This is a genomic window from Pedococcus bigeumensis, from assembly GCF_039531795.1.
Lineage (GTDB): Bacteria > Actinomycetota > Actinomycetes > Actinomycetales > Dermatophilaceae > Pedococcus > Pedococcus bigeumensis.
Window position 1 is genome coordinate 1 of record NZ_BAAAQS010000002.1, and the last position, 25,493, is coordinate 25,493.

A 25,493-nucleotide genomic window follows, 5' to 3' on the forward strand; every position below is an offset into this window, starting at 1 on the left:
CACCCGCTGGTGATCATGGCCGCCCACGGCCCGGCAACCACCCCCACCGAGCTCACCGAGCTCACCACCCTCGTCGAAGGCCTGCACTTCGTCGATCCGCGGTGAGCAGGACTGCCACGCGAGCCGTCGCGCGTCGGTCACCACAACGGCTCCTGGTCCGCGTTCGCGCGGATCACGAGCCGTTGCGTGATGGTGGTCCGACCGGGTTCGTGCACTCGGAGCGCCGTTTGCGGCCTCAGGCGGATCGTCCAACCGCCGCAAGCTGGACGAGGAGGTTCAGATCCCCTGCCAAGTAGTCCACCCAGGTGCGGATTGGGCTACCTAGAGGCACGAACCGATGGCCTCGATGAGCGCCTTCCAACGTGGGTCGCCTTCGGGGCCGATGTTGCGCATCAGGCTGCAGACATACCCGAACCCGATCTGGCGCTCGGGGTCAGCGATGCCGAGCCGACCGCCGGCCCCCGTGTGCCCGAAGGTGGTCGGCCCGAACCCGGGCATGCTCGGTGAAGCCAGCTGGTAGCCGAGTCCGAAGCGGATGTCCGGCCCCGCAGTGCCGCTCTCGATGAGGGTCTCCACGTTGTCGGTGCGGGGCCGGGTCACCAGGCCCAGGGTGCGGTCATCGATCAGCCGGACTCCGTTGACGAGTCCGAGCAGGGCCGCGTACATCGTCGCAAGGGCTCGTGCGTTCGTGATCGCGCCGATCGCGGGGCGTTCTGCTCGGTAGTGCGCGCGGACCTGCTCCACGTCGGAGAAGTCCGGATCCATCGGCGGGTTCTCTGCGAGGAACGCCTGCCGCAGCGCGGCATACGATCCCGGTTCGTGGTCGCCCTCCGTGGTCGGCTCCATGGGACTGGTCTCCTCCCACCGCCCGGGCACGACCCGCGGTATGAGCTCGTCCGGCAGGCCCATCCACATGTCGACCTTCAGCGGCTCGGCGATCCAGCTCCGGACATGGTGCGCAATGGTCGTCCCGGTGGCCCGGCGCACGATCTCGTCCAGCAGTGTCCCGTAGGTGACCGGGTGGTACGCCATCGCCTTGCCCGGCTCCCACAGTGGGGTGGCGCCGGCCAGCGCTGCGGTGACGGCCTCCCCTCGATGGAGGTCAAGGCCAGTCAGTCCGGTCCCCAACGGCGGGTAGGGAAGGCCCGCGGTGTGCGCAGCCACCATGGCGACGGTGACGTCCTGCTTGCCGCCGGCTGCGAACTCCGGCCAGTACGCGGCCACCCGCTCCTCGGGGTCGAGAGCCCCTCGCTCCACCAGCATGGCCAGGACCGTGGCGGTGATGCCCTTGCTGCACGACGCGACCATCATCAGGCCGTCCGGTGGCATCGGCCGGCGATTCACCACGTCGGTTCCTGCCCAGAGGTCCACGACCTTCTCGCCCCGGTGGAAGACGGTCACCGCCGCAGCGTCCTCGCCGGGGTCGACGAAGTTTCGGTGGAAGGCGTCAGCGACCGCGCCGAAACCCTCTGCGACTCCTGGCTGATCATCACCGACCATGGACCAAACCTAGTGCGCGTGCCGAAGGTCGCGGCCTTCCTCAACCTGCGCGCGGGGGCCGGTCAGGAGCCGCGGTATGCCGCCGCCAGCCGGACGCGGAAGTCGCGCACCGCACTGCGTGATCCGTTCACAACCGTTGGAGCGACCGTCTCAGTGGTTGCTGCCGTAGTTGGTGACCACGGTTGCGGCCGTTGTCCCGTCACCGCCAGGGCTGCTCCACCGCTCCTTGAGGCATCGAGCGCACCTGACGTACGCGTTGCCGTCGCTGGTCTTTGCCAGCTCCCACCGGTGGTGCAGGTTCGTCCGGCACAGGAATGGTTTGCGTGAGGCCATCTCCTGCGCCCCCTTCCGGGCTCGGCGATACCACCAGAACCGCGTGGCTTCTGATGACCATCCTCCGCCCACAGGTGAACGCGGTCAACGAGTCGAGCGAGGACTAGCGACTGAGAATCACCGCGATCGCAAGGAAGAGGACCAGCACCCCGAGGGTCTCCAAGTGGTCGCGCACGTGGTGCGTGGGATGTTCGTCCAGGTCCAAGGGAGCCATCATGCCCAGTTTCGTTGGACCTGCTGGTGAAGGAGCAGCCATCGTGACCTCCCTGAGGATTCACGCCCGAACGTCGTATGAGGAGCGTACGGCCGCGTGGAGACATGGGGAAGTCTCGGCGCCCGTAGGCGTTTTAGGAGGTCCCATCGTGCCTGCCGGGAGGCCCGATGCTGGGCGCGGGCAGCGTTACGATCCAAGACGTGGACGCACCTGAGGTCCTCGTGGGACGGCGCAGTGCGTCGGACGCCCTGATCGAGCAGCTGGCGGCCTCGCCCGATCCTGTCCTGGCCTACAAGGCGAGCCTGCTGGCCGGCCTGGACCCCGACTCAGCGAAGGCCCGATCGATGCGGGATCGCGTGCGGAGCTCCTCGACGGCTCGGGCGTTGCTGAAGGTCTTCGAGCAGGACGCCAAGACGCTGCACCACACGTACCGCAAGTGGCAAGGCCCTCACTGGACTCTGACCTGCCTGGCCACGATCGACTACCCAGCCGGCGACGAGCTACTTCGACCCTTGGTTCGCCGGGTACACGACTGGCTGTTCTCGGACCACTTCCTCGAGCCGCCCCTCACGGCCGTTCTCCCCAGCCAGGAGGACCGAGTCCGGCACTGCGCGTCCATGGACGGCAACGCCATCTGGTACTCCGTCCGGCTGGGCCTGGAGGAGGAACGAACCCGCGAGGTGGTGGACCGGCTGATCGGCTGGCAATGGCCCGACGGTGGCTGGAACTGCGACAAGCGCCCGGGGGCCACCCACTCCTCGTTCCAGGAGTCGCTGATCCCGGCACGCGGGCTCTGGGCCTACGGGCGCGCCCACGACTACGAGCCCGCCCTCGAAGCAGCGCAGCGGGTGGCAGACCTGGTGCTGCAGCGGCGCCTGCTGTGGCACCGGTCCGACGGCAGCCTGATCGTGCCCGACTGGGCCGGCAAGCCGGGCCCCGACCGGATCCACTACCCGATCCAGTTCTTCGACGTGCTGTTTGCACTCCAGGTGATGGCCGACCTTGGCCGCCTCGGGGACCCGCGCTGTGCCGATGCGTTGGAGCTAGTGGCGTGCAAGCAGCTGCCCGACGCAGGTTTCCCGCTCGAAGCGCCGAACACGGTCACCGCTGACCACGTGGTGAGTCGCGGCAGCTACGCCGACTGGGGCCCCTCAGGCCGGCGACGCAGCAATCCACTGGTATCCCTCGCAGCCCTGGCGGTGCTCCGCGAGCCGCACGGCCAGCCGTAGACCTCGCCCGCGCCCGGTGCCCCTCCGCAAGGTCCGAGCCGAGATGGCTGGGTCGCGGGACGCGTCCCTACGCTGGTTGTCGCCCCTTGGTGCCTACCCAGGCCAGGACGTCGGTGGGCATACGACCACTCATCGCCGCGCGCAGGTGTCCCATGCCCTCGTACCAGACCACCGTGCAATCGGGGATGAGCGAAGCGGTCTCCTCCACGCTGCCACGGGAGAAGAACTGGTCCTCGTCGCCGCAGAGGATCAGGACCGGGGCTTGGATGCTCGGCAGGACGCCCCGTCCGTCGAAGGCGGCCTCGGCCTGCCCTTCGACCAAGAGGTCGCCCGCGGGGACGGCTGAGTGGGCGAACAGGCGTCCGGCGAGCGGTCCGAGGCGTCTGCGCAGGCCGGCACGGTGCGCGCCCGGGATCACGTACTCCAGGAACACCGCCCCGGCGTCGTCATCACGTCCCTCCGCCCGCGCAGTCGCCCAGCGGAGGTCCACGTCCTTGCCCCACTCCGTGATGGTTCCGGCTGACAGCGCGAGCACGACTGCCCCCACCAGTGGTGGGTGGTTGGCGGCGAGGTACTGGGCGATGATGCCCCCGTAGGACTCCCCGACGACCAGGTCGACCTGCCCACCCAGCATCTGCGTGATGAACACCGCGTAGTCATCCGCCATGTCGGCGATGGTGTGCCCGGCAGGCATGTTCCGTCGGCGGGTGACGTTCCACACGGTGTACCCGGCGCGCACGAACGCCTTGTGCTGGGCCGACATCACCTTCGCCATCAGCCCGGACGGGATCTCGCTGCCAGGGCCGCCCCCGATGAACAAGAGGGTCTTGTCCCCGTCGCCGAGCCGCGCGTACTCCATCCCGTTGGCCGACGTCCCGGTCACCCACTCCGTAGCCGCTTGACGCTGTGCCTGTGCCCGTGCCCGTGCCCGTGCCCGCACCGTGACCGCAACAGCGGCGCCGACAGCAGCTGCCGCGACCGCAGCCGAAGCAACGGCTGACCTCTTGCTCGATGGTGCTCTCATGGCTTCACCTCTATGCGGGTTTCGGTTCAGCCTCCAGAGTCGAACGTCCCCAGCGTCACCGCCAGCCTGAGAGCCGCCAGCCTGAGAGCCGCCAGTTGCGAGAGCTGCCAGCTGCGAGAGCCGTTGGTCAGGAGTCTGGGGCGGGCGTTGACTGGGTGATGAAGTCGTAGCGCTCAGCGAGCTCGACCGGGTGGCCCGCGGTGCTCAGGGTCACGCGTGGCCCGAGCCATGGACCGCTGCACGGCTGTCCGCCTGGAGGGCCGAAAGCATGGCCGGGAATCCGTTCTTTCGGGGGGGTCAACGCGAGTCCGCGGGCTGATGTGCCCGGCCAGTGAGCTCAGTCATCGTGGTCGCACCGATCATCCGACTGACGCGAAGGACCCACGACATGGCAACCCAGAGACCAGCGCTCACCGCGCTGAAGGACCCGCAGGTCCCCGTGCAGGCGAAGCTCGCCGCAGCGTGGACCAGCTTCATGTTCCTCTACATCTACGTCGACTACCTCCACCTGTACAAGCCCGGCGTTGTCGACGACATCCTGAAGGGCGTCGTCTGGGAGTTCCAGATCAGCCAGACCTTCGCGGTGAGTGCGCTCGCGAGCGTGGCGATCCCGACCTTCATGATCCTGCTCTCCACGACGCTGCCCGCCCGCGCGAACCGCACGGTCAACCTCGTGGTGGCCTCCCTCTACATCCCGTACTCGGCGTTCAACCTGGCCGGCGGGTCCTGGTTGTACTACTACGGTCTCGGCCTCGTGCTCGAAGTGGTCATCCTCGCGTTCATCCTGCGCTCTGCGTGGGCCTGGCCCCGCACGCCATCGGCGTCGATGCCAGAGCACGGCGCACCTCATCGGTCGCCGGTCCGGACGGGACGCCAGACCCATGTCGGGCCGCCCCCGATGGCTGGCGATCGGGTCGTTCCTTCGGCGGGTGCGCCGACGAGTGCCGATCCCTACCCTTGAGCAGTGACTGCTGCCTGGCGCTCCATCTGGCGTGAGCCACGGCCTGGCCACCGCTCGCCAGTGGGTCGGCTCGACTGGCTGCTCGTCGGAGTGTTCGAAGCCGCCGCGCTGGTGGAGGGCATCGCCCGCCCGGGCCTGAGCTGGCGGCCGTTCGTCACCGCGCTCGCCCTGGCCCTGATGCCCGTCCTCCTCTGGCGCCGGAGTCGTCCACTGCTGGCCTGCGTGGTCGGCTTCGGCGTCGCCGGGATGCTTTCGGTCCTCCAGCTGTCCACCCGGAGCGCAGACCTTGGCCTCTACTCCATGATGGCCGTCCTGATCCTGCTCTACTCCCTGGTGCGTTGGGGATCGGGGCGAGAGGTCGTCATCGGGATGCTGTTCGTCATGGCGGTCGTCCTGCTGGGCATGTACGTCGCCTCGGCGGGCTTGGCCGACGTCGTGGGCGGGAGCCTGTTCCTGCTGCTCTTCGTCGCCCTCGCGGCAGTGTTCCGCTACCGCGCCGACCTCTGGCAGCGCCACCAGCTCGAGGTCCGCAACCAGGAGCGCCTGTCCTTGGCGCGCGAGCTGCACGACACCGTGGCCCACCATGTCTCCGCCATCGCGGTGCAGGCGCAAGCCGGCGGTGTGGTTGTTGGCACGGAGCCCAAGCGGGCGGCCGAGATCCTCGCCGCGATCGAGGCCGAGGCGTCGCGCACCTTGGCGGAGATGAGGGGCATGGTGCGCGTGCTCCGCGAGGACGGCTGGGACGCCTACGCACCCCAGCCGGGCGTCGCGAGCCTGTCAGCGCTGGCGCGCACTGACGCGAGCCCTGCGGTCGAGGTCTCGCTCGCGGGGTCCTTGACGCACTTGCCTCGCGCGGTCGACGCCGCGATCTACCGGCTCGCGCAGGAGGCCCTGACCAACGCCATCCGGCATGCGCGGAACGCGTCCCGCGTCTGCATCGACGTGCGCCGCGTTGGCGACGTGGTCAGGCTGCGTGTCGCCGATGATGGGCTGACCCATCCCGGCCAGGGGGCCGAGCCTGGCTTCGGTCTGACCGGCATGGCCGAGCGTGCCCAGCTCCTCGGCGGGTTCCTCTCCGCCGGACCCGGGAGCGAGGGTGGCTGGGTGGTCGAAGCCGTGCTCCCAGCCGGTGGACCGACGTGACCATCCGCGTGGTGGTGGCCGACGACCAGGACCTGGTCAGGGCCGGGCTCGTGATGATCCTGAACGCCCAACCCGACCTCGAGGTCGTGGGTGAGGCAGCTGACGGGCCGGGTGCGCTCGACGTGGCGACCCGGCTGCGTCCCGATGTCCTGCTCGTCGACATCCGGATGCCGGGGCTCGATGGCGTGGAGGTGACGCGGCGCCTGGCCGGGCCAGGCGTTGCCGACCCGATGGCGGTCGTGGTCATCACGACCTTCGATCTCGACGAGTACATCCTCGGCGCCCTTCGTGCAGGTGCTCGCGGGTTCCTGCTCAAGGACGCCGGCCCGGCACTACTCGTCCAGGCCATCCACGCCGCAGCCAACGGCGACGCACTGGTCGCCCCCAATGTCACCCGGCGGCTGTTGGAGACCTTCGTCGACCGAGCCCCGGAACCGGTGACCCAACCCGTCGAGCCGCTCACCGAGCGCGAGGAGGAGGTGCTCCTGCTGGTCGCCCGGGGCCGCACCAATGCCGAGATCGCCGCTGAGCTCTTCATCGGCTTGAGCACGGTCAAGAGCCACGTGGCCTCGTTGATGGCCAAGCTCGCGGTCCGCAACCGCGTCGAGATCGCCATCTGGGCCTACCACACCAGACGCGTGTGACCCGGCCAGGTGTATGCCGCCGCGTCAGCCCGGTGAGCGCCCGAAGATCGGCATCGCCTTGCGCGAGGACGCGTGGGCGTGCAGAAACGCGCTCACGCCAGGCGCGAGCACCAGGGTGCCTGCGGCGGCCTACGCCTGCACCAAGGTGACCGGCATCGACGAGTCCGCGGGCAGGTCGAGCTCGGACGGCGCGCGTCCCTTGAGCACCATCTGCGCGCCGAGCGAGGCGACCATCGCCCCGTTGTCGGTGCACAGCCCGGGCCGCGGCACGCGCAGGGTGATGCCCGCGGCGTCACAGCGCTCCTGCGCCATCGCCCGCAGCCGGCTGTTGGCAGCGACGCCACCGCCGATCTGCAGGTTCATCACGCCGTGCTCCTTGCAGGCCAGGACGGCCTTGCGGGTGAGCACGTCGGTGACTGCCTCCTGGAACGACGCGGCGACGTCGGCGACCGGCACGGGCTCCCCGGCCGCCTCGCGCGCCTGCACCCAGCGCGCCACTGCGGTCTTGAGCCCGGAGAACGAGAAGTCGAACCGGTAGCGCTCCATGTCACGCCCGGTCGTGAGTCCCCGCGGGAAGTCGATGGCGACCCGGTCACCCTCACGGGCCATCCGGTCGATGTGCGGCCCGCCGGGGAACGGCAGCCCCAGCACCCGGGCGACCTTGTCGAAGGCCTCCCCCGCCGCGTCGTCGATCGTCGACCCGAGCGACTGGATGTCGTCGGTGACGTCGGGCACGAGCAACAGCGACGAGTGGCCCCCGGAGACGAGCATCGCCAGCGTCGGCTCGGGCAGCGGTCCGTGCTCGACGATGTCGACGGCGACGTGCGACGCGAGGTGGTTCACGCCATACAGGGGCACGCCGAGGGCGACCGCCAGCGACTTGGCTGCCGCCACCCCCACCATCAGCGCGCCGGCCAGCCCGGGCCCGGACGTCACGGCGATCGCGTCGAGGTCCGAGAGCTTCACCCCGGCCTCTCGCGTGGCGCGCTCGATGGTCGGCACCATGGCCTCGAGGTGCGCGCGGCTGGCCACCTCGGGCACCACACCACCAAACCGAGCATGCTCGTCGACGCTGCTCGCGATCGCGTCGACCAGCAACGTCTCGCCACGCACGATCCCGACGCCGGTCTCGTCGCACGACGTCTCGAGACCTAGCACGAGCGGTTGGTCCCCGCGCCTGGGTGTCGCGCTCACGACGCCTCCTCCTGCAGGGTCAGCCGCATCACGTGGGCATCCACGTCACCCGGCTGGTAGTAGCGTCGCCGGACCGTCAAGGTCTCGAAACCCCTTGTCTCATAGAGCTTTCGCGCCGGAGCGTTGTCCGCCCGCACCTCGAGCATGAGGTATGCCGCGTGGTCGGCGACCGCGCGACCGACCAGCTCCTCGAGGAGCCGGCGGCCGAGGCCACGCCCCTGTTGGCTGGGCGCCACCGCCATGGTCATGACGTCGGCGACCTCACCGCCGAGGTCGACCCCGCCGTATCCGGCGACCGTGCCGTCGGGCTCCTGCGCGACGACGTACGAGCGCCGGGGACGGGCGGCCAGCTCGGCCCACAACGACGCGGGCGTCCAGGCGTCGTCGGGGAAGAGCTCCGTCTCGAGCGCGACGACGTCGTCGATGTCGGTCCAGTGCAGGTCGCGCAGGGTCGTCGTCACGGCTTGGCCCGTTCCGCCGTCGTGAGGGCATCGGGCCGTCGCAGGTAGAGCGGCTCCACCGGCAGGTCGACCCCCGCGTCGAGCCGTTGCAGCGCAACGACGCACAGCACCCCGGCCGACACGTCGAGGACGTCGACCGGCTGCGGGAAGAGCTCGGGATAGAGCACCGGGCCACGACCCGCGGTGGGCAGCGACCGGACCTCGTCGGGCAGGTCCGCCGGGCGGGCGACCGCCGGGTCGGTGAGCCGCACGGCCCGGTCCTGCTCGGGACGGTCGGGGTCGACCCGGTAGCGGGCCCAGTAGACCTCCTTGCGCCGCGCGTCGGTCGCCACCAGGAACTCGCCCTCGCGGACCTGCTCCACCGCCTGCTGCGCGAGGGCGTCGAGGCTGCACACGCCGTGGACGGGCACCCCGCGGGCGTGCGCGAAGACCAGCCCGCTGACGATGCCGACCCGCAGGCCGGTGAAGGGGCCCGGGCCGTTGCCCACGACCACGTCGGTGACGTCAGCCGGGGTGACTCCAGCCCTGCCCAGCAGGTCGTGGATGAGAGGTGCGACGCTCTCGGTGTGGCCGCGGGGGTCATCGGACCCGCCGAGGGCCCAGTCAGGGCCGGCCGAGACGGCGACGCTCACCGACGTGGACGTGTCGATGGCCAGGACGACGCGGCTCATGCCAGGACCTCCAGTGCGGACAGGTCGGCGTCGGCCCACCGCCGGCCATGGGTCTGGACGCTGGCCCGTCGGGTGTCCTCGCCCACCAAGGTGACCTCGAGCCGGTCGTCGGCGAGGTCCTCCACGAGCCCGTGTCCCCACTCGACCACGGTCACCGACTCCTCCAGGGACGCGTCGAGGTCGAGGTCGTCGAGCTCGGCGAACCCGCCGAGGCGGTAGGCGTCGACGTGCACGAGCGCCGGGCCGCCCACCACCGACGGGTGGACCCGCGCGATCACGAAGGTCGGTGAGGTGATCGGGCCGCGCACCCCCACGCCCTCGGCCAGGCCCTGCGTCAGGGTCGTCTTGCCGGCTCCGAGCCCACCGGTCAGCACCACGAGGTCGCCGGCCGACAGCAGGCGACCCAAGCGGGCGCCCCAGGCCCGGGTGTCCTCCGCGGTGGGGAGGTCTGGACTGGTCAGGTCAGGCACGGCCTTCTCCGCGCCGAGCCCTGGCGACCTTGCGCCGCTTGGCGAGGTCGGTGACCGTGCGCCGGACCCGCGGCTTGCGGTCGACCTTGACGCCCTCGGCCGCGGCTCGCATGCCCCGGTCGATCAGGCCCTCGAACTGCTCGTTGAGCACCTCGGGGTGCTCCAGCATGATGATGTGCCCGGCTTCCTCGATCACCACGTGCTCGGCGCCCGGCACGAGCCGGACGATCTCCTCGCTGTGGTCGGGCGGGGTCAGCACGTCGTGGACGCCGTTGAGCACCAACACCTCCACGCCGTGGAAGTGCACCAGCGCGTCGCGCTTGTCGTGCTGGTCGAAGGTCGGCAGGAAGTCGGCCATCACGTCGAGCGGGGTGCCGAAGATCATGTCGCCGGTGAGCCGGACCGCGGCCGGCGGCACGGGCGAGGCGAAGCTCCAGCGCTCGACGAGGAACTCCTCGATGTCGCGGCCGGCTCGCAGGGCCGTCCGCACCAGTCCCGGGCGGGACGAGAGCCGGTCGAGCACCGAGGGGCCGAACCGGCCGACGAGCTTGCCGAAGTACTGCCCGAAGCCGAGCGACACCAGCTGCGCGCCACCCGCGCTGGTGGCCACGAAGGCGGTGGCGACCACGCGGTCGCGCACCAGGTCGGGGTGCTGGTCGGCGAGCGCCATCGTCGTCATGCCGCCCATCGAGTGCCCGATGAGCACGAGCTGTCCGTCTGGGGCGGCCTCCTCGATCACGCGGTGGAGGTCGCGGCCGAGCTGGTCGATGTCGCAGGACTCCTCGCTCCCCCGCCCCGAGCGACCGTGGCCGCGCTGGTCCCAGGTCACCACCCGGAAGCCGTCACGGACCAGCGCCTTGCGCTGCAGGACCCAGCTCTCGAGGCTGAGGCAGAACCCGTGGGAGAAGACGACCGTCGGCTTGTCACCCGAGGACGTGTCGCCGGCGGGCTCGTCGATCTCCACGTGCAGGGGAACGCCGTCGTCCGCGACGACCACGAACTCCTTGTCGGGCGTGTGGGAGTAGGCCCCGGCCGGCGCGAGGACCGAGAGCCGGGCGTGCCGCTCCTTGCTGACCCGTCCTGCCGCGATGCCTGCGGCGGTGGCCACCCCAGCGGCGGCGAGCCCGATGCCGAGGCCGGCGATGCTGCGGTTGGTGGGGCTCACTGCTCGCCCCCGAGGTAGATCCGCGACACCCTCGCACCCACTCGCGTGACGATCTCGTAGTTGATGGTGTCGATGGCCGCCGCCCAGTCCTGCGCGGTGGGCTCACCAGCGGCCCCGACGCCGAAGAGCACCAACTCGTCGCCGGCCACGGCCGCGGAGTCCGCGCCGAGGTCGAGCACGAACTGGTCCATGCAGACCCGGCCTGCCACGGCATACCGACGACCGCCCACCTGCACCGGCCCGACGTTGGTCGCATGCCGCGGCACTCCGTCGCTGTAACCCATCGGCACGAGGCCGAGCTTGGTGGGCTCCTTGGTGGTGTAGACGTGACCGTAGGAAATGCCTTGTCCCGCAGGTGAATCCTTGACGCTGGAGAGTCGCGAGAGCAGTCGCATCGCCTCGCGCAGCCCGAAGTCCTCGGGAGCCCCCAGGTCGGGGACGGGCGACAACCCGTAGACGGAGACTCCCGGTCGGACCAGGTCGTAGTGCGCCGACGGGTTGGTGAGCGTGGCCGCGGAGTTGGCGAGGTGGCGCACCTTCGGCTCGACACCCGCCCGCGCCGCCTGCTCGAGGATGCCCTCGAAGCGCTCCTGCTGCGCGCGCACCGTGGGGTGCTGCGGCGCGTCTGCGTAGGCGAAGTGGCTGAACAGCCCGACGACCTCGACCGAGCCGTCGGCCTGTGCCGCGGCCAGCCGCGTGAGCAGGGTCGCGAGGTCGTCGTCCCACGCGCCGTTGCGCCCCAGCCCGGTGTCGACCTTGAGGTGGACCCGCGCAGTGCGTCCCGTCGCGGCGGCCCCCGCGAGCACCTGGTCGAGCGACCACGTCGTCGAGACGCCGAGGTCGATGCCGAGCTCGAGGGCCTGGGCGAAGTCCTGGCCCGGCACGTGCAGCCACGACAGGAGCGGCGCCGCCACCCCGGCTCGTCGCAGCTCGACGGCCTCGGGCAGCTGGGCGACGCCCAGCCAGGTGGCGCCACCGCGCAGGGCGGCCTGCGCACTCGGCACCAGGCCGTGGCCGTAGGCGTCGGCCTTGACGACGGCCATCACCTCGGCGCTGCCAGCCCGCTCCTTGAGCGCGGCGACGTTGCTGCTGATGGCGGACAGGTCCACCTGCGCACACGCGGGCAGCCCCGGCGGGGCCGGGGCTGGGGTGGTGCTGTTCGGGGCGGTGCTCATCGTCGTCCAGTCTTTCACGAGCGCATCGCTCAGCGAGCGAGCAGGTGGGCCACAGCCGGCGGTATGCCGTGCGCCACGGCCAGGGCGCGCACCGGGCCACCCGGGTTGGCCAGGTCGGGAGCGACCCCGTGCACGAGGGCGCCGAGGCTGCCGGCGTCGAGCGGCCCCAGCCCGCCCGCGAGCAGCGCCCCGCAGACACCGGCGAGCACGTCTCCCGCACCGGCGGTCGCGAGCCAGGGCGGCGCGTCGTTCTGCGAGCGCACCGGTCGCCCGTCGTCGGTCGGGGGGACGACGAGGGTGGTCGCGCCCTTGAGCAGGACGGTGGCGCCGGTGAGGTCGGCGGCCCGCCGGGCGTGGCCGACCGGGTCGCCCTGCACGGACTCCCGACTGGTCTCGTCGCCGGTCAGCCTCGTCAGGAGCCGGGCCAGCTCACCGGCGTGGGGGGTCAGCAGGGTCGGTCCGCCGCGCGGTCCGTCGACCAGGTCGAGGCCTCCGGCGTCGACCAGCACCGGCAGGTCGGAGGCGAGCGCGGCGCGAGCGACGTCGAGCTGGGCCTTGGCACCCTTGGCGCGGGACGCGGTGTCGAGGCCGGGCCCGACGACCCAGGCCTGCACCCTGCCCTCGCCGTGGACGGCCTCGGGGACGGCCGCACGCAGCAGCGCGGTGGGCGTGGGGGTGCCGACGTAGCGGAGCATGCCCACCCCTGCCCCCACCGCAGCGGTGCAGCACAGCAGGGCCGCTCCGGTGTAGCTCTCGCCGCCGGCCACGACCCCGAGGACACCGCGCGAGTACTTGTCGTCACCGGCTCCCGGCACGGGCCACAGGGCTGAGACGTCGGCGAAGTCGAGCCGTTCCACGTCGGGGAGCCCGTCGGGCGCGATCCCGATGTCGATGATGGTGAGTCGGCCGACGGCCGCCTCGCTCGCGGGCAGCAGGTGCACCGGCTTGGCCACTCCGAACGTCACCGTCTCGTCGGCGAAGACGCCGTCCTGGACGGCCACCCGCCCGGCCGGGTCCTGGCCCGACGGCAGGTCGACCGCGACGACGTAGGCCGTCTCGGGGATGGCGTCGACCCATGCCTGGGCCGGCTCGGGCAGGCCGGGCCGCCCACCGATCCCCAGCACGCCGTCGACGACCAGGTCGGCCGCCGCCAGGGCGCCCTGCCAGTCGCCCTCGGGTGGCACCACGGCCACGCCGTCAGCGCCCCACGAGGCTGCGTCACCGATGGCCAGCGGCCAGTCTCCCTGCAACGCAACGCAGTCGAAGCCGTCAGCGGACAGCTGCACCGCGGCATACAAGGCGTCTGCGCCGTTGTTGCCGGCGCCGGCGAGCACGACGACCCGGCTGCCACCTGACTCCCGGAGGCGGGCCCGGCACACCTCGGCGAGGCCTTCGGCCGCTCGGGCCATCAGCTCGCCCTCGGCGAGGCCGGCCATCACCTGCTCCTCGGCGGTGCGGACGCGTTGCGCGGACCAGGCGCGGAGCACCGGTCAGCCCTCAGCGATCACGACGGCCGAGGCGATCCCGGCGTCGTGGGACAGGGAGATGTGCATCGCGTGCACTCCCAGCGCCTCGGCCCTGGCCTCGACCGTGCCGGTGATCTGGAGGTGCGGGCGGCCGTCGTCGCCGCGGCGCACGGTGGCGTCCTGCCAGTGCAGCCCGACCGGCGCGCCGAGCGCCTTGGCGAGGGCCTCCTTGGCGGCGAACCGGGCGGCGAGGGAGTTCAGCGGCAGCGACCTCTCCTCGTCGGTGAACAGGCGCTCGAGCAGGCCGGGGGTCCGTTCGAGGGACTCTCCGAAGCGCTCCACGTCGACCACGTCGATCCCGACCCCGACGATCACCGGATGTCCGCGGTCACTCGACGGTGACGCTCTTGGCCAGGTTGCGCGGCTGGTCGACGTCGAGGCCCTTGGCCGTGGACAGGTGCAGCGCGAAGACCTGGAGCGGCACGACCGTCAGCAGCGGGGCGAGCAGCGGGGAGGTCGCAGGCACCCGGATGACCTCGTCGGCGAAGGGCAGCACGTCCTCGTCGCCGTCCTCGGCCACCACGATCGTGCGGGCGCCACGGGCCCGGATCTCCTGGATGTTGGAGACGACCTTCTTGTGCAGCTCGTGCGGGGTGCCGGGGCCGGGCACGATGATGAAGACCGGCTGGCCGGCGTCGATGAGCGCGATCGGCCCGTGCTTGAGCTCGCCCGCGGCGAACCCCTCGGCGTGGATGTAGGCGAGCTCCTTGAGCTTGAGCGCGCCCTCCATGGCGACCGGGTAGCCGACGTTGCGACCGAGGAAGAGCACCGAGCGGGTGTCGGCCATGAACCGGGCGATCTCCTTGACCCGGTCCATCCGGCCGAGCAGCTCCTCGAGCTTCGCCGGGATCTCGTGCAGCTCCTTCATCACCGACTGCGCGTCGTCGGCGAAGGTGCCACCGCGCAGCTGGGCGAGGTAGAGGCCGAGGATGTAGCAGGCCGTGATCTGGGCCAGGAACGCCTTGGTCGACGCGACCGCGATCTCGGGGCCGGCGTGCGTGTAGAGCACGGCGTCGGACTCGCGCGGGATGGTCGAGCCGTGGGTGTTGCAGATGCTCAGCGTGAGGGCGCCCAGCTCGTGGGCGTGCTTGACGGCCATCAGCGTGTCCATCGTCTCGCCGGACTGGCTGATCGAGACGACCAGCGTGCGCTCGGTGGCGATCGGGTCGCTGTAACGGAACTCGTGGGCCAGCGCCACCTCGACCGGGATCCGGGTCCAGTGCTCGATCGCGTACTTGGCGACCATGCCCGCGTAGGCCGCGGTGCCGCACGCCACGATGATGATGCGGTCGACGTTGCGGAGCTGGTCCTCGGTGATCGACATGTCGTCGAGCACCAGCCGTCCGTCGACGTCGGTGCGACCCAGCAGGGTGTCGCCGACCGCGTGCGGCTGGTCGTAGATCTCCTTCTCCATGAAGGTCGGGTAGCCGCCCTTCTCGGCCGCGGCGGCGTCCCAGGTCACCTCGTAGTGCTTGCCCTCGGCCGGGCTGCCGTCGAAGTTGATGACCGTGTAGGAGTCGGGCGTGATCGTGACGATCTGGTCCTGGCCGAGCTCGAGCGCGTGGCGGGTGTGGCCGATGAAGGCCGCGACGTCGGAGCCGAGGAAGTTCTCGCCCTCGCCCAGGCCGACCACGAGGGGGCTGTTGCGGCGGGCGCCGACGACCACGCCGGGGCTGTCGGCGTGGACGGCCAGCAGGGTGAACGCGCCCTCGAGGCGGTTCACGACGTTCTGCATGGCCTGGGTGAGGTCGCCGGTCGCCTCGTACTCGCGGGCGACGAGGTGGGCAGCCACCTCGGTGTCGGTCTCGCTCGTGAAGGAGGCACCGTCGGCCAGCAGGGCGTTCTTCAGCTGGTGGAAGTTCTCGATGATGCCGTTGTGGATGAGCGCGAGCTTGCCGTCCGCGCCGGCCCGGTGCGGGTGGGCGTTCTGGTCGGTGGGGCCGCCGTGGGTGGCCCACCGGGTGTGGCCGATGCCGGTGGTCGACCCCGGCAGGTGGTGGGCGTCGAGCGCCTCCTCGAGGTTGACCAGCTTGCCGGCGCGCTTCTCGCTCGCGACACCGTCCCTGGTCACCAGCGCGACCCCTGCGGAGTCGTACCCGCGGTACTCGAGGCGGGCCAGGCCCTCCATGACGACGTCCAGGGCTTTGCCATCGGCGTTCGGGCCGACGTATCCGACGATTCCGCACATGGGACGCAGCCTAACCGTCGACCGGTCCGAGGACGGCATCAGAGGGCGAGCGGGCGCGTGAGCAAGAATGGCGCCCGTGAGCCACCCCGCGAACGGCAACGGCGCCCTCCCCTCGCCCTACGTCGAGCTGGACCGAGCCGCCTGGGCCCGCCTGCGGGAGAACCAGCCGCTCAGCCTCGACGCCGCCGATCTCGCCCGGCTCCAGGGGCTCGGCGAGCGGATCGACCTGACCGAGGTCGAGGAGGTCTACCTCCCGCTGTCCCGGCTGCTCAACTTCTACGTGGCCGCGACGGCCGGGCTGCACCGCATCACCGGCGACTTCCTGGGCGAGAGCCCGGCCAAGACCCCCTTCGTGATCGGCGTGGCCGGCTCGGTGGCGGTCGGCAAGTCCACCACCGCGCGGCTGCTCAAGGAGCTGCTGTCCCGGTGGCCCGGCACTCCCGAGGTCGAGCTGGTCACGACTGACGGGTTCCTCTACCCCAACGCCGAGCTCGAGCGCCGCAACCTGTTGCAGCGCAAGGGCTTTCCGGAGTCCTACAACCGGCGGGCGTTGCTGCGCTTCGTGGCCGAGGTGAAGTCCGGCGTGGCCGAGGTGAGCGCCCCGGTCTACTCGCACCTCACCTACGACATCGTCCCCGACGAGCAGATCGTGGTCCGCCAGCCCGACGTGCTCATCGTCGAGGGCCTCAACGTGCTCCAGGCCCCGCGGCTCCAGGAAGACGGTCGCAGCGGCCTCGCGGTCAGCGACTTCTTCGACTTCTCGGTCTACGTCGACGCCCACCTCGACGACATCCGCCAGTGGTACGTCGACCGCTTCCTGCGCCTGCGCGAGACCGCCTTCGCCGACCCCCACTCCTACTTCCACCGCTATGCGGTGCTGTCCGACGAGGAGGCCCGCGAGACGGCCGCCCGGATCTGGCGCGAGATCAACGAGGTCAACCTGCGTGAGAACGTCCTGCCCACCCGCAGCAGGGCCACCCTGGTGCTCGCGAAGGGCAAGGACCACAGCGTCAGACGGATCAGGCTCCGCAAGCTCTGACCGGGCGCGGGCCGCCTGGCCGGCCACGCGGCATACCCCGCCTGTCACCCCTTTGCGGGTGGGAACAGCGCATGATGGGCGTATGCCGTCTGCTTCCGACCGCGAGCACCCGACCGTCCCAGCCACCCGCACCGAGCACGACTCGATGGGAGACGTGGAGGTGCCGGTCGACGCCCTCTGGGGCGCCCAGACCGCCCGGGCCGTCGAGAACTTCCCGATCTCCGGCCAGCCGGTGCCGGTCGGCGTCGTGCACGCCCTGGCCCTGCTCAAGGCGGCCGCCGCCGAGGTGAACGCCGAGCTTGGCGTGTTGCAGGAGGCGATGGCCGCCGCCGTGGCCGCCGCTGCGACCGAGGTCGCCGAGGGCCGCCACGACGACCAGTTCCCGATCGACGTCTTCCAGACCGGCTCGGGGACCTCGACCAACATGAACGTCAACGAGGTGGTCGCTCGGATCGCCCACCTCGCGACCCACCAGGCCGTCCACCCCAACGACCACGTGAACGCCGGCCAGTCGAGCAACGACACCTTCCCCAGCGCGCTGCGGATCGCCGCCACCCTCGCCGTGCACCGAGACCTGGCGCCGAGCCTGCTCCACCTCGCCGAGGCCCTGCGCGCCAAGGAGACCGAGTTCGTCGACGTCGTCAAGGCGGGGCGCACCCACCTCATGGATGCCGTGCCCGTGACGCTGGGCCAGGAGTTCGGCGGTTACGCGCGGCAGGTGGAGCTCGGGGCCGAGCGGGTGCTGGCCGCCGCCCGGGCCACGGCGGAGCTGCCACTCGGCGGGACGGCAGCAGGCACTGGCCTCAACGCCGCCCCCGGCTTCGCGGCAGCCGTCATCGACCGCGTGAGCACCCGCACCGGGGTGGGCTTCCGCGAGGCGGCCGACCACTTCGAGGCGCAGTCCGCCCAGGACGCGGTCGTCGAGCTCAGCGGGGCCATCAAGGTCGTGGCCGTGAGCCTCACGAAGATCTGCAACGACCTGCGCTGGATGTCGTCCGGGCCCCGGTCGGGGCTGGGCGAGATCCACCTGCCCGACCTCCAGCCCGGGTCGAGCATCATGCCCGGCAAGGTGAACCCGGTCCTGCCCGAGGCCACCCTCATGGTCTGCGCCCAGGTGATCGGCAACGACACGGCCATCACGGTGGCCGGGGCGTCAGGCGCGTTCGAGCTCAACGTGATGCTGCCCGTGATGGCCCGCAACATCCTCGAGTCGGCGACGCTGCTGTCGACGGCCACCCGGCTGCTGGCCGACCGGTGCGTGGCCGGCATCGAGGCCGACGCCGAGCGGTCCCGGGAGCTGGCCGAGGGGTCGCCGTCGATCGTCACGCCGCTCAACCGCTACATCGGCTACGAGGCGGCAGCGGCCGTGGCGAAGCAGTCGATCAAGGAGCGTCGCCCGATCCGCGAGGTCGTCATCGAGCGTGGGCACGTCGCCAGCGGCGAGCTCACCGAGCAGCAGCTCGACGAGGCGCTCGACGTGCTGGCGATGACCCGCCCGCCCCGCTGACCCCACGGCGCGCGCGCACCACATCAGCAGACTGCCGCGTGCGCGCCCCCGTCAGGGGCGCGCACGCGGCAGTCTGTTGACGAAGGTGGTGGGGCTCAGTACCAGTGCGGGGAGCGGCTCTGCCACGCGCTCCAGGCGCCGCACGGGGTGCCGTAGGAGCTCCGGATGTACTGCAGGCCCCAGCGGATCTGCGTCACCGGGTTGGTGCGCCAGTCGGAGGCGACCGTGGCCATCTTCGAGCCGGGTAGCGACTGCGGGATGCCGTAGGCGCCGGAGGAGGAGTTCTCGGCCGTGTAGCGCCAGCCGCTCTCGCCCATCCAGAGGTTGTCGAGGCAGCTCCACTGGCCCTCGCCGAACCCGAACTCGGGCAGCAGCGCCTGGGCGGCGGCGCGCGGGTCGGCCTGGGCGTTGGCCAGGATGGCCTGCTTCTTGGCGGCCAGGGCCTTGCGGGCCTTCTCGCGGGCGACCTTCTGCGCAGCCTCACGGCGGGCCTTGGCGGCGGCCTGGGCCGCGGCGACGGCAGCGACGCGGTCCTTCTCCTGCGCGGCGGCGATGCTGGCGTTGGTGTTGTTGCGGTCGGCGGCCAGACGAGCGGTGTCCTCGATCTGGGCGTCCGCGAGCTCGTTCGCCTGGGCGATCGCCTCGGTGCTCACCGTGAAGGCGGCGGCGCCGGTCTGCCGCTGGTCGGCGGCCTGGTAGCCGGCGGCGGTGGTCGCGATGACCGCGAGGAGCACGCTGGAGGTGACAGCGGGGCGACGGATCGCCTTGGTCAGACCGGAGGAGCGAGAGGCTTTCCTGCCGTGGGACGACGCATGGCGGTGCCGTCCCTGGTAGGGCTGACTCATACGGGTTCCTCCAAAGGAAAGGCCACCTCGCGTGTGGTGGCCTCAATCGGTGCCGGGGGGTGTATTTGGGTGTATCTCGCCGAAGTCGCCCAACAGGCTCGAAAACAGCCCAACAGAACAGCGTCCCGGCACGTTATGAAACCGAGACCTTACCCGACCGGGTGACGCGAACTGAAATCGTCCTGGCGTTTCTGTGGCTGCTGTGACGGATGTGACCCCAGAGTCATCCTTTCGGCTGAGGCGCCGCCGCGATCCAGGGGGAAAATGCCGCGCTTCCCCACTGGAGCACGGCGGCCGCCGTCGGCCGCCGAACTCCGGGCCACCCGTCGAGGGTGCGTCAGACCTCCAGGCCCTCCAGCAGGTCGGTCACCAGCGCCGCGATCGGGCTGCGCTCGCTGCGGGTGAGCGTGACGTGGGCGAACAGCGGATGGCCCTTGAGCGCCTCGATCACCGCTGCGACACCGTCGTGCCGCCCCACCCGGAGGTTGTCGCGCTGCGCCACGTCATGGGTCAGCACGACCCGCGAGTTCTGGCCCACCCGTGACAGCACGGTCAGCAGCACGTTGCGCTCGAGGCTCTGGGCCTCGTCGACGATGACGAACGCGTCGTGCAGGGAGCGGCCCCGGATGTGGGTCAGGGGCAGGACCTCGAGCATCCCTCGGTCCATGATCTCCTCGACCACCTCGTGCGACACCAGCGCGCCGAGGGTGTCGAAGACCGCCTGGGCCCACGGGCCCATCTTCTCGGACTCGCTGCCCGGGAGGTAGCCCAGCTCCTGGCCGCCAACGGCATACAGGGGGCGGAAGACCACGACCTTGCGCTGCTGGCGACGCTCCATCACCGCCTCGAGGCCGGCGCACAACGCGAGCGCCGACTTGCCGGTGCCTGCCCGCCCGCCGAGCGACACGATGCCCACGTCGGGGTCGAGCAGGATGTCGAGCGCGATCCGCTGCTCGGCGCTGCGACCGTGCAGGCCGAACGCGTCGCGGTCACCGCGGACCTGTCGGATCTGCTTGTCGGCGCCGACCCGCCCCAGACCGCTTCCCCGCGGCGAGAGCAGGACCAACCCGGTGTGGCACGGCATCTCGGCCGCCGTCTCGTGCTCGATCCGCCCGTGCTCGTAGAGGGAGTCCATCTCCTCGACCGTGACGTCGAGCTCGGCCATCCCGGTCCACCCGCTGTCGATCGCGAGCTCCGCGCGGTACTCCTCGGCCTCCAGGCCGACCGCCGACGCCTTGACCCGCATCGGGAGGTCCTTGCTGACCACCGTCACGGCGAAGCCCTCGTCGGACAGGTTCTTGGCGACCGACAGGATGCGGGTGTCGTTGTCCCCCAGTCGGAACCCGGCCGGCAGCGAGCTCGGGTCGGTGTGGTTGAGCTCGACGCGCAGCGTGCCGCCGTCGTCGCCCACGGCGACCGGCGCATCGAGCCGGCCCTCGCTCATCCGCAGGTCGTCGAGCAGTCGGAGCGCCTGCCGGGCGAAGTAGCCCAGCTCGGGGTGGTGACGCTTGGCCTCGAGCTCGGTGACGACGACCACCGGCAGCACGACCTCGTGCTCCTTGAACCGCAGCATGGCGCGCGGGTCGGACAGGAGGACGGACGTGTCGAGGACGAACGTCCGGAAGGCGGGGGCCTTGATCTTGCCCGTGGCCTTCGGAACCGGCATGGCGCGGGGCGCGGCCGCAGTGCTTGAGGAGGTACGACGGGTGGTGTCGTGGTTCGAGGCCAATGTCTCTCCTTGGCACAGCGCGCGCTTCGGCGCGGTGCGCCTACTCGCGAACGAGGTGCCGGGACCAGGCCTTCCCACCGCGGGAGCGCCGGTTCCGGCCCTCCGCTCGGAGCTGGATCTGCTCCATAGGTTGGCCTCCCCGAACGCGGGACGGGTGCCCCGCGTCACTACGGACGGTACGACTCACCCGACCCCGGGGAGGGCAGGCTCGCGGCGTGTCATCCAGAGTTAACCCGTTGGCCCGATGGGCCCCTCAGACGTTGGTATGCCGCGTGCCCCGGGAAGGGCCCCGACCCTCGCGTCGGTCAGCCGCCCCTGAGCCCTGGGTCGGTCAGCTAACCGCCGAACCTGCGGTTGCGCTCGGCGTAGGCGCGCAGCGCGCGGAGGAAGTCGACGTGCCGGAAGTCGGGCCAGTAGGCCTCGCAGAAGTAGAACTCGCTGTGGGCGCTCTGCCAGAGCAGGAACCCGGAGAGTCGCTGCTCCCCCGAGGTGCGGATGACGAGGTCGGGGTCGGGCTGGCCCTTGGTGTAGAGGTGCTCGGCGATGTGCTCGACCTGGAGGCTCTCGGCCAGCTCCTCGATCGTCGTGCCGTTGGCGGCGTGCGAGATGAGCATCGAGCGGACGGCGTCGGTGATCTCCTGGCGACCGCCGTAGCCGACCGCGACGTTGACGGTCATCCCCTGCACGCCTTCGGTCAGGTCGGCGGCCTCCTTGAGCCGTCGGGCGGTCTCCGCCGGCAGCAGGTCGAGCGAGCCCACCGGGTTGATCACCCACCGCTTGGTCTGGGCGAGGTCGGTGACCGTCGTCTCGATGATCGACAGCAGTGGAACGACCTCGGCAGGTGGCCGGTTGAGGTTGTCGGTGGACAGCAGCCACAGCGTGACGACCTCGACCCGAGCCTCCTCGCACCAGTCGAGGAACCCGGCGATGTTGTCCGCCCCGGCCTGGTGGCCTTCCTTGGTGCCGTGGCCCCGGGCCTTGGCCCACCGGCGGTTGCCGTCCAGCATCACGCCGACGTGTCGCGGGAGCGTCTCCCGGGAGAGGCGACGACTCAGTCGCCGCTCGTACGCGGCATACAGGAGGTCGGACAGCGCCACGGGCACCACGCTACCCCCGTCCGGCGGTCGCGGTCAGGCAGGATGACGACCAGGTCGCCAGCGCCGAGGCGTTCTCCCGCTCGAGCTCCTGTCGGTCGACACGGACGGGGCTGCGACCGGGAACGCGTGACGGCCGGGGCGGGTGGGGCAGGTGGGCTGGTTCCCGGCCCTCGTGAGGCGATCCTCACAACCTACGCGCTAGTAACCTACGCAACCGTAGGTTAGAGTGGGCCCATGACCACAGCACCCGACCCCGGTACCACGCAGGGACCCCTCGAGTCTGTCGTCGCTGCAGTGAAGCCCCACCTGCGCGGCTGGCTGCACGCGGGCATGGTCCCCCTGGCCGTGGTGGCGGGCATCGTCCTCATCGCACTGGCCCCCACCACTCCTGCGCGGCTCGCCGCCACCGTCTTCAGCATCACCGCCTGGCTGCTGTTCGGCACCTCAGCGGTCTACCACCGCGGCAACTGGTCGCCCAAGGTGGCCGGTGTGCTCAAGCGGATGGACCACTCCAACATCTTCCTCATCATCGCGGGCACCTACACGCCGTTCGCGTTGCTGCTGCCGCGTGACGACGCCCGCACGATGCTGCTCATCGTCTGGATCGGCGCCGTCGCCGGCGTCCTGTTCCGCGTGTTCTGGGTCGGGGCACCGCGCTGGCTCTACACGCCGGTCTACGTCGCGCTCGGTTGGGTCGCCGTCTTCTACCTCGGCCCGCTGCTGAAGTTCGGTGGGCCCGCGATCGTCACGCTGATCGCCGTCGGTGGACTGCTCTACACCGTGGGCGCGCTCGTCTACGGCATCAAGCGCCCGAACCCCTCCCCGCGCTGGTTCGGCTTCCACGAGATCTTCCACACCCTGACCGTCGCGGCGTTCACCGTGCACTACATCGCGGCGTCGATGTCGGTCTACGGCGCCGGCTCCGCCAGCTGACGCACCGCTGCCGCTAGGTGCCGGACTCCCCGGTCCGGCCCTCGTCGTCGTCCGCAGAAGCCCCGTCCGGCCCCCGCTCGCCCGACTTGGGGTCGCCCGACTTGGGGTCGCCCGCCGTCGGGTCGTCCGCCTCGGCGTCGCGTCGGCCCGCCTTCGCGTCGGCCTCCCGCTCGCGCTCCTGGGCGGCGTAGGACATCCGCCGCATCCGCGCGTTCATGTTGCGCATCAAGAGGTAGAGCGCCAGGGCCAGCACGAAGAACGCCACGAACCCCCAGAGCCCGGGCGAGACCATCGCCGATGGTGCGCCGTTCACGTGGTCGTCTCCTTGCGTCCGTCGTAGGCGATCTCGAGGTCGCCGCCGGTGGCCAGCTCGTCACCCGTCGCCACGTCGGGAATCCCGGCGAACAGGTCGTCCTCGACCGGCTCGATCGGCAGGTACGACAGCGCCGCTTCGTACTCCTCGGTCGGCCAGACCTCGGCCTGCACCTCCCGCGGCACCTTGAACCAGGTGCCGTCGGGGTCGATCTGGGTCGCGTGCGCCAGCAACGCCTGGTCGCGCACGTCGAAGTAGTCGGAGCAGGGGATCCGCGTGGTGATCACGCGCTCCGGCCGGTCCTCCCAGCGCTCCAGCCACTCGGCATACGGGCTCTCCTCGCCGAGGGCGGTGAGCGCCTCGTGGAAGGCGATGATGCGCGCCTTGGAGAAGCCCTGGTTGTAGTAGAGCTTCAGGGGCTGCCACGGCTCGCCCGCGTGCGGGTATGCCGCGGCGTCACCCGCCGCCGCGAACGCTGCCATCGAGACCGTGTGGGTCATGATGTGGTCGGGGTGCGGGTAGCCACCGTTCTCGTCGTAGGTCGTCATCACGTGGGGCCGGAAGCGCCGGATCTCGCGGACCAGCGCCTCGGTCGTGACCTCGATCGGCTCGAGCGCGAAGCAGCCGTCCGGCAGCGGCGGGAGCGGGTCGCCCTCGGGGAGGCCGGAGTCGACGAAGCCCAGCCAGGTGTGGTCGACGCCGAGGATCTCCTGGGCCTGCTTCATCTCGTCGCGCCGCACCTGGGCCAGGTCGCGCTCGATGTGGGGGTCGCCCTTGAGCTTGGGGTTGAGCACGTCACCGCGCTCACCGCCCGTGCACGACACGACGAGCACGTCGTACCCCGTCCTGGCGTACTTGGCCATCGTCGCCGCGCCCTTGCTCGACTCGTCGTCGGGGTGCGCGTGCACCGCCATGAGCCGCAACCGGTCAGCCACCTGCAAACCTCACTCGTCCATCGCCGACAATGGTTCCGTCCGGCGACGTACAGCCGGACCGCCAGCCATCCTCTCACCCGCGGAAGGTCACCCATGCCGCTCCCCCGTCCCGCCCCCGGCACCGGCCGCTGGTGGGTCATCGGCACGATCGGCTGCACGATCGGCATCGCGCTGGCCGTGTGGCTCGGCCTGGCGAACAGCCTGGGGGCCGTCACCTTCACCGACACGGACTACAAGGTCATCGACGACCGCAGCGTGCAGGTCGGGTTCGACGTGCACCGCTCCCCCGGCGACTCCGTCACCTGCACCGTGCAGGCCCAGGACACGGCCCACGGTGTCGTCGGGGTGCTCGAGGTCAAGGTGCCCCCGTCGAACGAGCGGTCCGTGCACCAGCAGGTCGTCGTCCGCACCGCCTCCCGCGCGGTGGGCGGCAGCGTGCGCAGCTGCGCGCGCGACTCCTGACGGGGATGCCGGCACCGAGCCCGGCGGCGCCGTCGGCGAGCAGGGACCGCTCGCGGCTCAGCGCGTCCCGTCCCGGAGGGCGGCCACGGCGCGTCGCACGCCCAGTGCACCCACCACGGTCGTGACCGCCAGCAGGAAGTACTGGTAGGCAGCCAGCCCGGCGGACAGCTCGGCGTTGCCCAGGCCGCCGTCGAAGAACCCCGACACCACGCTCACGAGGCAGGCGGTCGCCAGGAGCCCGGCAGCGACCGCCGCCCCACGGCCGGCGCGGCGCGTGGCGAGCCAGACCAGCAGCAGCTGCACCAGGATCATCGGCACCGGGGCGGCCAGCAGGGCTTCGGGGCCCCAGGCCTGCCCCCAGGTGTTCACCCCGGCCCGGACGGCCAACAGCCCGCCCACGACGTCGGTGACGAGCAGCACCCCCATCGCCAGTCGGAGCGATCCGGTCGTGCTGTGCGGGATCACCCGCAGTGCTCGGCCGGTCGAGGCGTCGGCCCGGCGGTCGGGGGCGGTGGTGGACATGCGGTGCTCTCCTCGGGTCGGGACGTCCTGGGTGGGCGTCTGCGACGAGGGTGCCTCCCACCACTTGGGACTGGCTAGGGGTCGGTTCGAAGGGGCGCCCAGGCCCCGTCCGAGGGTCCTGCGAATCCCGGCCTGACCTGCGCATTCGCCAGGGTGCTGCCACGTCGGGGAGCCAGCCACGCGGCATACCTCGGGATTGTCCAGATGCTCGCT

General features: G+C 71.1%; 25 protein-coding genes. 8 read left to right on the forward strand and 17 right to left on the reverse strand.

The annotated features are described in order from the left end of the window. Positions 1-321 precede the first annotated feature (321 nt). A complete protein-coding gene (locus tag ABD262_RS09355; protein ID WP_344134656.1) occupies positions 322-1,500 on the reverse strand; it encodes a serine hydrolase domain-containing protein in 1,179 nt (392 codons plus the stop codon). A 747-nt stretch (positions 1,501-2,247) separates the two neighbouring features. On the opposite strand from ABD262_RS09355, the gene ABD262_RS09360 reads away from it, so the two are divergent. Further along, a complete protein-coding gene (locus ABD262_RS09360) occupies positions 2,248-3,276 on the forward strand; it encodes a hypothetical protein (RefSeq protein ID WP_344134659.1) in 1,029 nt (342 codons plus the stop codon). A gap of 67 nt (positions 3,277-3,343) precedes the next feature. On the opposite strand, the gene ABD262_RS09365 is transcribed toward ABD262_RS09360, so the two are convergent. Continuing rightward, positions 3,344-4,159, reverse strand: coding sequence for an alpha/beta fold hydrolase (locus ABD262_RS09365; protein ID WP_344134662.1), 816 nt, complete (start codon positions 4,157-4,159; stop codon positions 3,344-3,346). A gap of 529 nt (positions 4,160-4,688) precedes the next feature. On the opposite strand from ABD262_RS09365, the gene ABD262_RS09370 reads away from it, so the two are divergent. The 3 genes from ABD262_RS09370 to ABD262_RS09380 are packed head-to-tail and all read left to right on the forward strand — an operon-like array spanning position 4,689 to position 7,048. Next, complete coding sequence (locus ABD262_RS09370) at positions 4,689-5,261, forward strand: DUF6326 family protein (protein WP_344134665.1); 573 nt, start codon at positions 4,689-4,691, stop codon at positions 5,259-5,261. Between the two features lie 3 nt (positions 5,262-5,264). After that, entirely contained in the window at positions 5,265-6,404 is a 1,140-nt protein-coding gene (locus ABD262_RS09375) for an ATP-binding protein (protein WP_344134667.1), read from the forward strand. Then, entirely contained in the window at positions 6,401-7,048 is a 648-nt protein-coding gene (locus ABD262_RS09380) for a response regulator (protein WP_344134670.1), read from the forward strand. The genes ABD262_RS09375 and ABD262_RS09380 overlap by 4 nt, the downstream gene beginning before the upstream one ends. Before the next feature lie 129 nt (positions 7,049-7,177). Here ABD262_RS09380 and tsaD read toward each other — a convergent pair whose 3' ends face one another. The 9 genes from tsaD to glmS are packed head-to-tail and all read right to left on the reverse strand — an operon-like array spanning position 7,178 to position 15,898. Then, the gene (tsaD, locus tag ABD262_RS09385; protein ID WP_344134673.1) at positions 7,178-8,206 is read right to left on the reverse strand and encodes a tRNA (adenosine(37)-N6)-threonylcarbamoyltransferase complex transferase subunit TsaD; all 1,029 of its coding nucleotides are present in this window, start codon (positions 8,204-8,206) and stop codon (positions 7,178-7,180) included. A 32-nt stretch (positions 8,207-8,238) separates the two neighbouring features. Next, the gene (gene rimI / locus ABD262_RS09390) at positions 8,239-8,703 is read right to left on the reverse strand and encodes a ribosomal protein S18-alanine N-acetyltransferase (protein ID WP_344134676.1); all 465 of its coding nucleotides are present in this window, start codon (positions 8,701-8,703) and stop codon (positions 8,239-8,241) included. Further along, on the reverse strand, positions 8,700-9,374 hold the full coding sequence (tsaB, locus tag ABD262_RS09395; RefSeq protein WP_344134679.1) for a tRNA (adenosine(37)-N6)-threonylcarbamoyltransferase complex dimerization subunit type 1 TsaB: 675 nt from the start codon (positions 9,372-9,374) through the stop codon (positions 8,700-8,702). Before tsaB ends, rimI begins: the two co-directional genes overlap by 4 nt. Further along, positions 9,371-9,844 (reverse strand): tRNA (adenosine(37)-N6)-threonylcarbamoyltransferase complex ATPase subunit type 1 TsaE, encoded by a 474-nt coding sequence (gene tsaE, locus ABD262_RS09400; protein ID WP_344134682.1) that lies wholly within the window; start codon positions 9,842-9,844, stop codon positions 9,371-9,373. Before tsaE ends, tsaB begins: the two co-directional genes overlap by 4 nt. Then, positions 9,837-11,009, reverse strand: coding sequence for an alpha/beta fold hydrolase (locus tag ABD262_RS09405; protein ID WP_344134685.1), 1,173 nt, complete (start codon positions 11,007-11,009; stop codon positions 9,837-9,839). The genes tsaE and ABD262_RS09405 overlap by 8 nt, the downstream gene beginning before the upstream one ends. Further along, on the reverse strand, positions 11,006-12,184 hold the full coding sequence (alr, locus tag ABD262_RS09410) for an alanine racemase (RefSeq protein ID WP_344134689.1): 1,179 nt from the start codon (positions 12,182-12,184) through the stop codon (positions 11,006-11,008). The genes ABD262_RS09405 and alr overlap by 4 nt, the downstream gene beginning before the upstream one ends. A 29-nt stretch (positions 12,185-12,213) precedes the next feature. Beyond that, positions 12,214-13,671, reverse strand: coding sequence for a bifunctional ADP-dependent NAD(P)H-hydrate dehydratase/NAD(P)H-hydrate epimerase (locus tag ABD262_RS09415; RefSeq protein WP_344134692.1), 1,458 nt, complete (start codon positions 13,669-13,671; stop codon positions 12,214-12,216). Positions 13,672-13,674: 3 nt separating this feature from the next. Continuing rightward, positions 13,675-14,025 (reverse strand): holo-ACP synthase, encoded by a 351-nt coding sequence (locus tag ABD262_RS09420; protein WP_344134695.1) that lies wholly within the window; start codon positions 14,023-14,025, stop codon positions 13,675-13,677. 13 nt (positions 14,026-14,038) lie between these two features. Continuing rightward, positions 14,039-15,898, reverse strand: a complete 1,860-nt coding sequence (gene glmS, locus ABD262_RS09425) for a glutamine--fructose-6-phosphate transaminase (isomerizing) (protein WP_344134698.1) — start codon at positions 15,896-15,898, stop codon at positions 14,039-14,041. Between the two features lie 67 nt (positions 15,899-15,965). Here glmS and coaA point away from each other — a divergent pair, with 67 nt between their 5' ends. After that, on the forward strand, positions 15,966-16,937 hold the full coding sequence (gene coaA, locus ABD262_RS09430) for a type I pantothenate kinase (protein ID WP_344134701.1): 972 nt from the start codon (positions 15,966-15,968) through the stop codon (positions 16,935-16,937). An 82-nt stretch (positions 16,938-17,019) separates the two neighbouring features. Beyond that, positions 17,020-18,444, forward strand: a complete 1,425-nt coding sequence (locus ABD262_RS09435) for a class II fumarate hydratase (RefSeq protein ID WP_344134704.1) — start codon at positions 17,020-17,022, stop codon at positions 18,442-18,444. 95 nt (positions 18,445-18,539) lie between these two features. Here the strand turns inward: ABD262_RS09435 and ABD262_RS09440 are convergent, their stop codons facing one another. The 3 genes from ABD262_RS09440 to ABD262_RS09450 all read right to left on the reverse strand — a co-directional run bounded on the left by ABD262_RS09440 (position 18,540) and on the right by ABD262_RS09450 (position 22,115). Further along, a complete protein-coding gene (locus ABD262_RS09440; RefSeq protein WP_344134707.1) occupies positions 18,540-19,289 on the reverse strand; it encodes an aggregation-promoting factor C-terminal-like domain-containing protein in 750 nt (249 codons plus the stop codon). A gap of 337 nt (positions 19,290-19,626) precedes the next feature. Continuing rightward, positions 19,627-20,955: an RNA 5'-3' helicase PhoH2 gene (phoH2, locus tag ABD262_RS09445; protein ID WP_344134709.1), complete on the reverse strand. Its 1,329-nt coding sequence runs from the start codon at positions 20,953-20,955 to the stop codon at positions 19,627-19,629. A gap of 398 nt (positions 20,956-21,353) precedes the next feature. After that, a complete protein-coding gene (locus ABD262_RS09450; protein WP_344134712.1) occupies positions 21,354-22,115 on the reverse strand; it encodes an isoprenyl transferase in 762 nt (253 codons plus the stop codon). 234 nt (positions 22,116-22,349) lie between these two features. Between ABD262_RS09450 and trhA the strand changes: the two genes are divergently transcribed. After that, positions 22,350-23,048 (forward strand): PAQR family membrane homeostasis protein TrhA, encoded by a 699-nt coding sequence (gene trhA, locus ABD262_RS09455; RefSeq protein ID WP_344134715.1) that lies wholly within the window; start codon positions 22,350-22,352, stop codon positions 23,046-23,048. 13 nt (positions 23,049-23,061) lie between these two features. On the opposite strand, the gene ABD262_RS09460 is transcribed toward trhA, so the two are convergent. Then, positions 23,062-23,361, reverse strand: a complete 300-nt coding sequence (locus ABD262_RS09460) for a hypothetical protein (RefSeq protein ID WP_344134718.1) — start codon at positions 23,359-23,361, stop codon at positions 23,062-23,064. Further along, positions 23,358-24,296, reverse strand: a complete 939-nt coding sequence (mca, locus tag ABD262_RS09465; protein WP_344134721.1) for a mycothiol conjugate amidase Mca — start codon at positions 24,294-24,296, stop codon at positions 23,358-23,360. The genes ABD262_RS09460 and mca overlap by 4 nt, the downstream gene beginning before the upstream one ends. Before the next feature lie 93 nt (positions 24,297-24,389). On the opposite strand from mca, the gene ABD262_RS09470 reads away from it, so the two are divergent. Next, positions 24,390-24,758 (forward strand): DUF4307 domain-containing protein, encoded by a 369-nt coding sequence (locus tag ABD262_RS09470; RefSeq protein WP_344134724.1) that lies wholly within the window; start codon positions 24,390-24,392, stop codon positions 24,756-24,758. Positions 24,759-24,815: 57 nt separating this feature from the next. Here the strand turns inward: ABD262_RS09470 and ABD262_RS09475 are convergent, their stop codons facing one another. Beyond that, the gene (locus tag ABD262_RS09475) at positions 24,816-25,280 is read right to left on the reverse strand and encodes a hypothetical protein (RefSeq protein WP_344134727.1); all 465 of its coding nucleotides are present in this window, start codon (positions 25,278-25,280) and stop codon (positions 24,816-24,818) included. Between the last annotated feature and the right edge of the window lie 213 nt (positions 25,281-25,493).

Excerpts from the sequence above, each read along its gene's own strand:
- ABD262_RS09355 (WP_344134656.1), bottom strand. The coding sequence starts at position 1,500 with ATGGTCGGTGATGATCAGCCAGGAGTCGCAGAGGGTTTCGGCGCGGTC.
- ABD262_RS09370 (WP_344134665.1), top strand. The coding sequence starts at position 4,689 with ATGGCAACCCAGAGACCAGCGCTCACCGCGCTGAAGGACCCGCAGGTC.
- tsaB (WP_344134679.1), bottom strand. The coding sequence starts at position 9,374 with ATGAGCCGCGTCGTCCTGGCCATCGACACGTCCACGTCGGTGAGCGTC.
- alr (WP_344134689.1), bottom strand. The coding sequence starts at position 12,184 with ATGAGCACCGCCCCGAACAGCACCACCCCAGCCCCGGCCCCGCCGGGG.
- glmS (WP_344134698.1), bottom strand. The coding sequence starts at position 15,898 with ATGTGCGGAATCGTCGGATACGTCGGCCCGAACGCCGATGGCAAAGCC.
- coaA (WP_344134701.1), top strand. The coding sequence starts at position 15,966 with ATGGCGCCCGTGAGCCACCCCGCGAACGGCAACGGCGCCCTCCCCTCG.
- ABD262_RS09435 (WP_344134704.1), top strand. The coding sequence starts at position 17,020 with ATGCCGTCTGCTTCCGACCGCGAGCACCCGACCGTCCCAGCCACCCGC.
- ABD262_RS09440 (WP_344134707.1), bottom strand. The coding sequence starts at position 19,289 with ATGAGTCAGCCCTACCAGGGACGGCACCGCCATGCGTCGTCCCACGGC.
- phoH2 (WP_344134709.1), bottom strand. The coding sequence starts at position 20,955 with ATGCCGGTTCCGAAGGCCACGGGCAAGATCAAGGCCCCCGCCTTCCGG.
- trhA (WP_344134715.1), top strand. The coding sequence starts at position 22,350 with ATGACCACAGCACCCGACCCCGGTACCACGCAGGGACCCCTCGAGTCT.
- ABD262_RS09470 (WP_344134724.1), top strand. The coding sequence starts at position 24,390 with ATGCCGCTCCCCCGTCCCGCCCCCGGCACCGGCCGCTGGTGGGTCATC.
- ABD262_RS09475 (WP_344134727.1), bottom strand. The coding sequence starts at position 25,280 with ATGTCCACCACCGCCCCCGACCGCCGGGCCGACGCCTCGACCGGCCGA.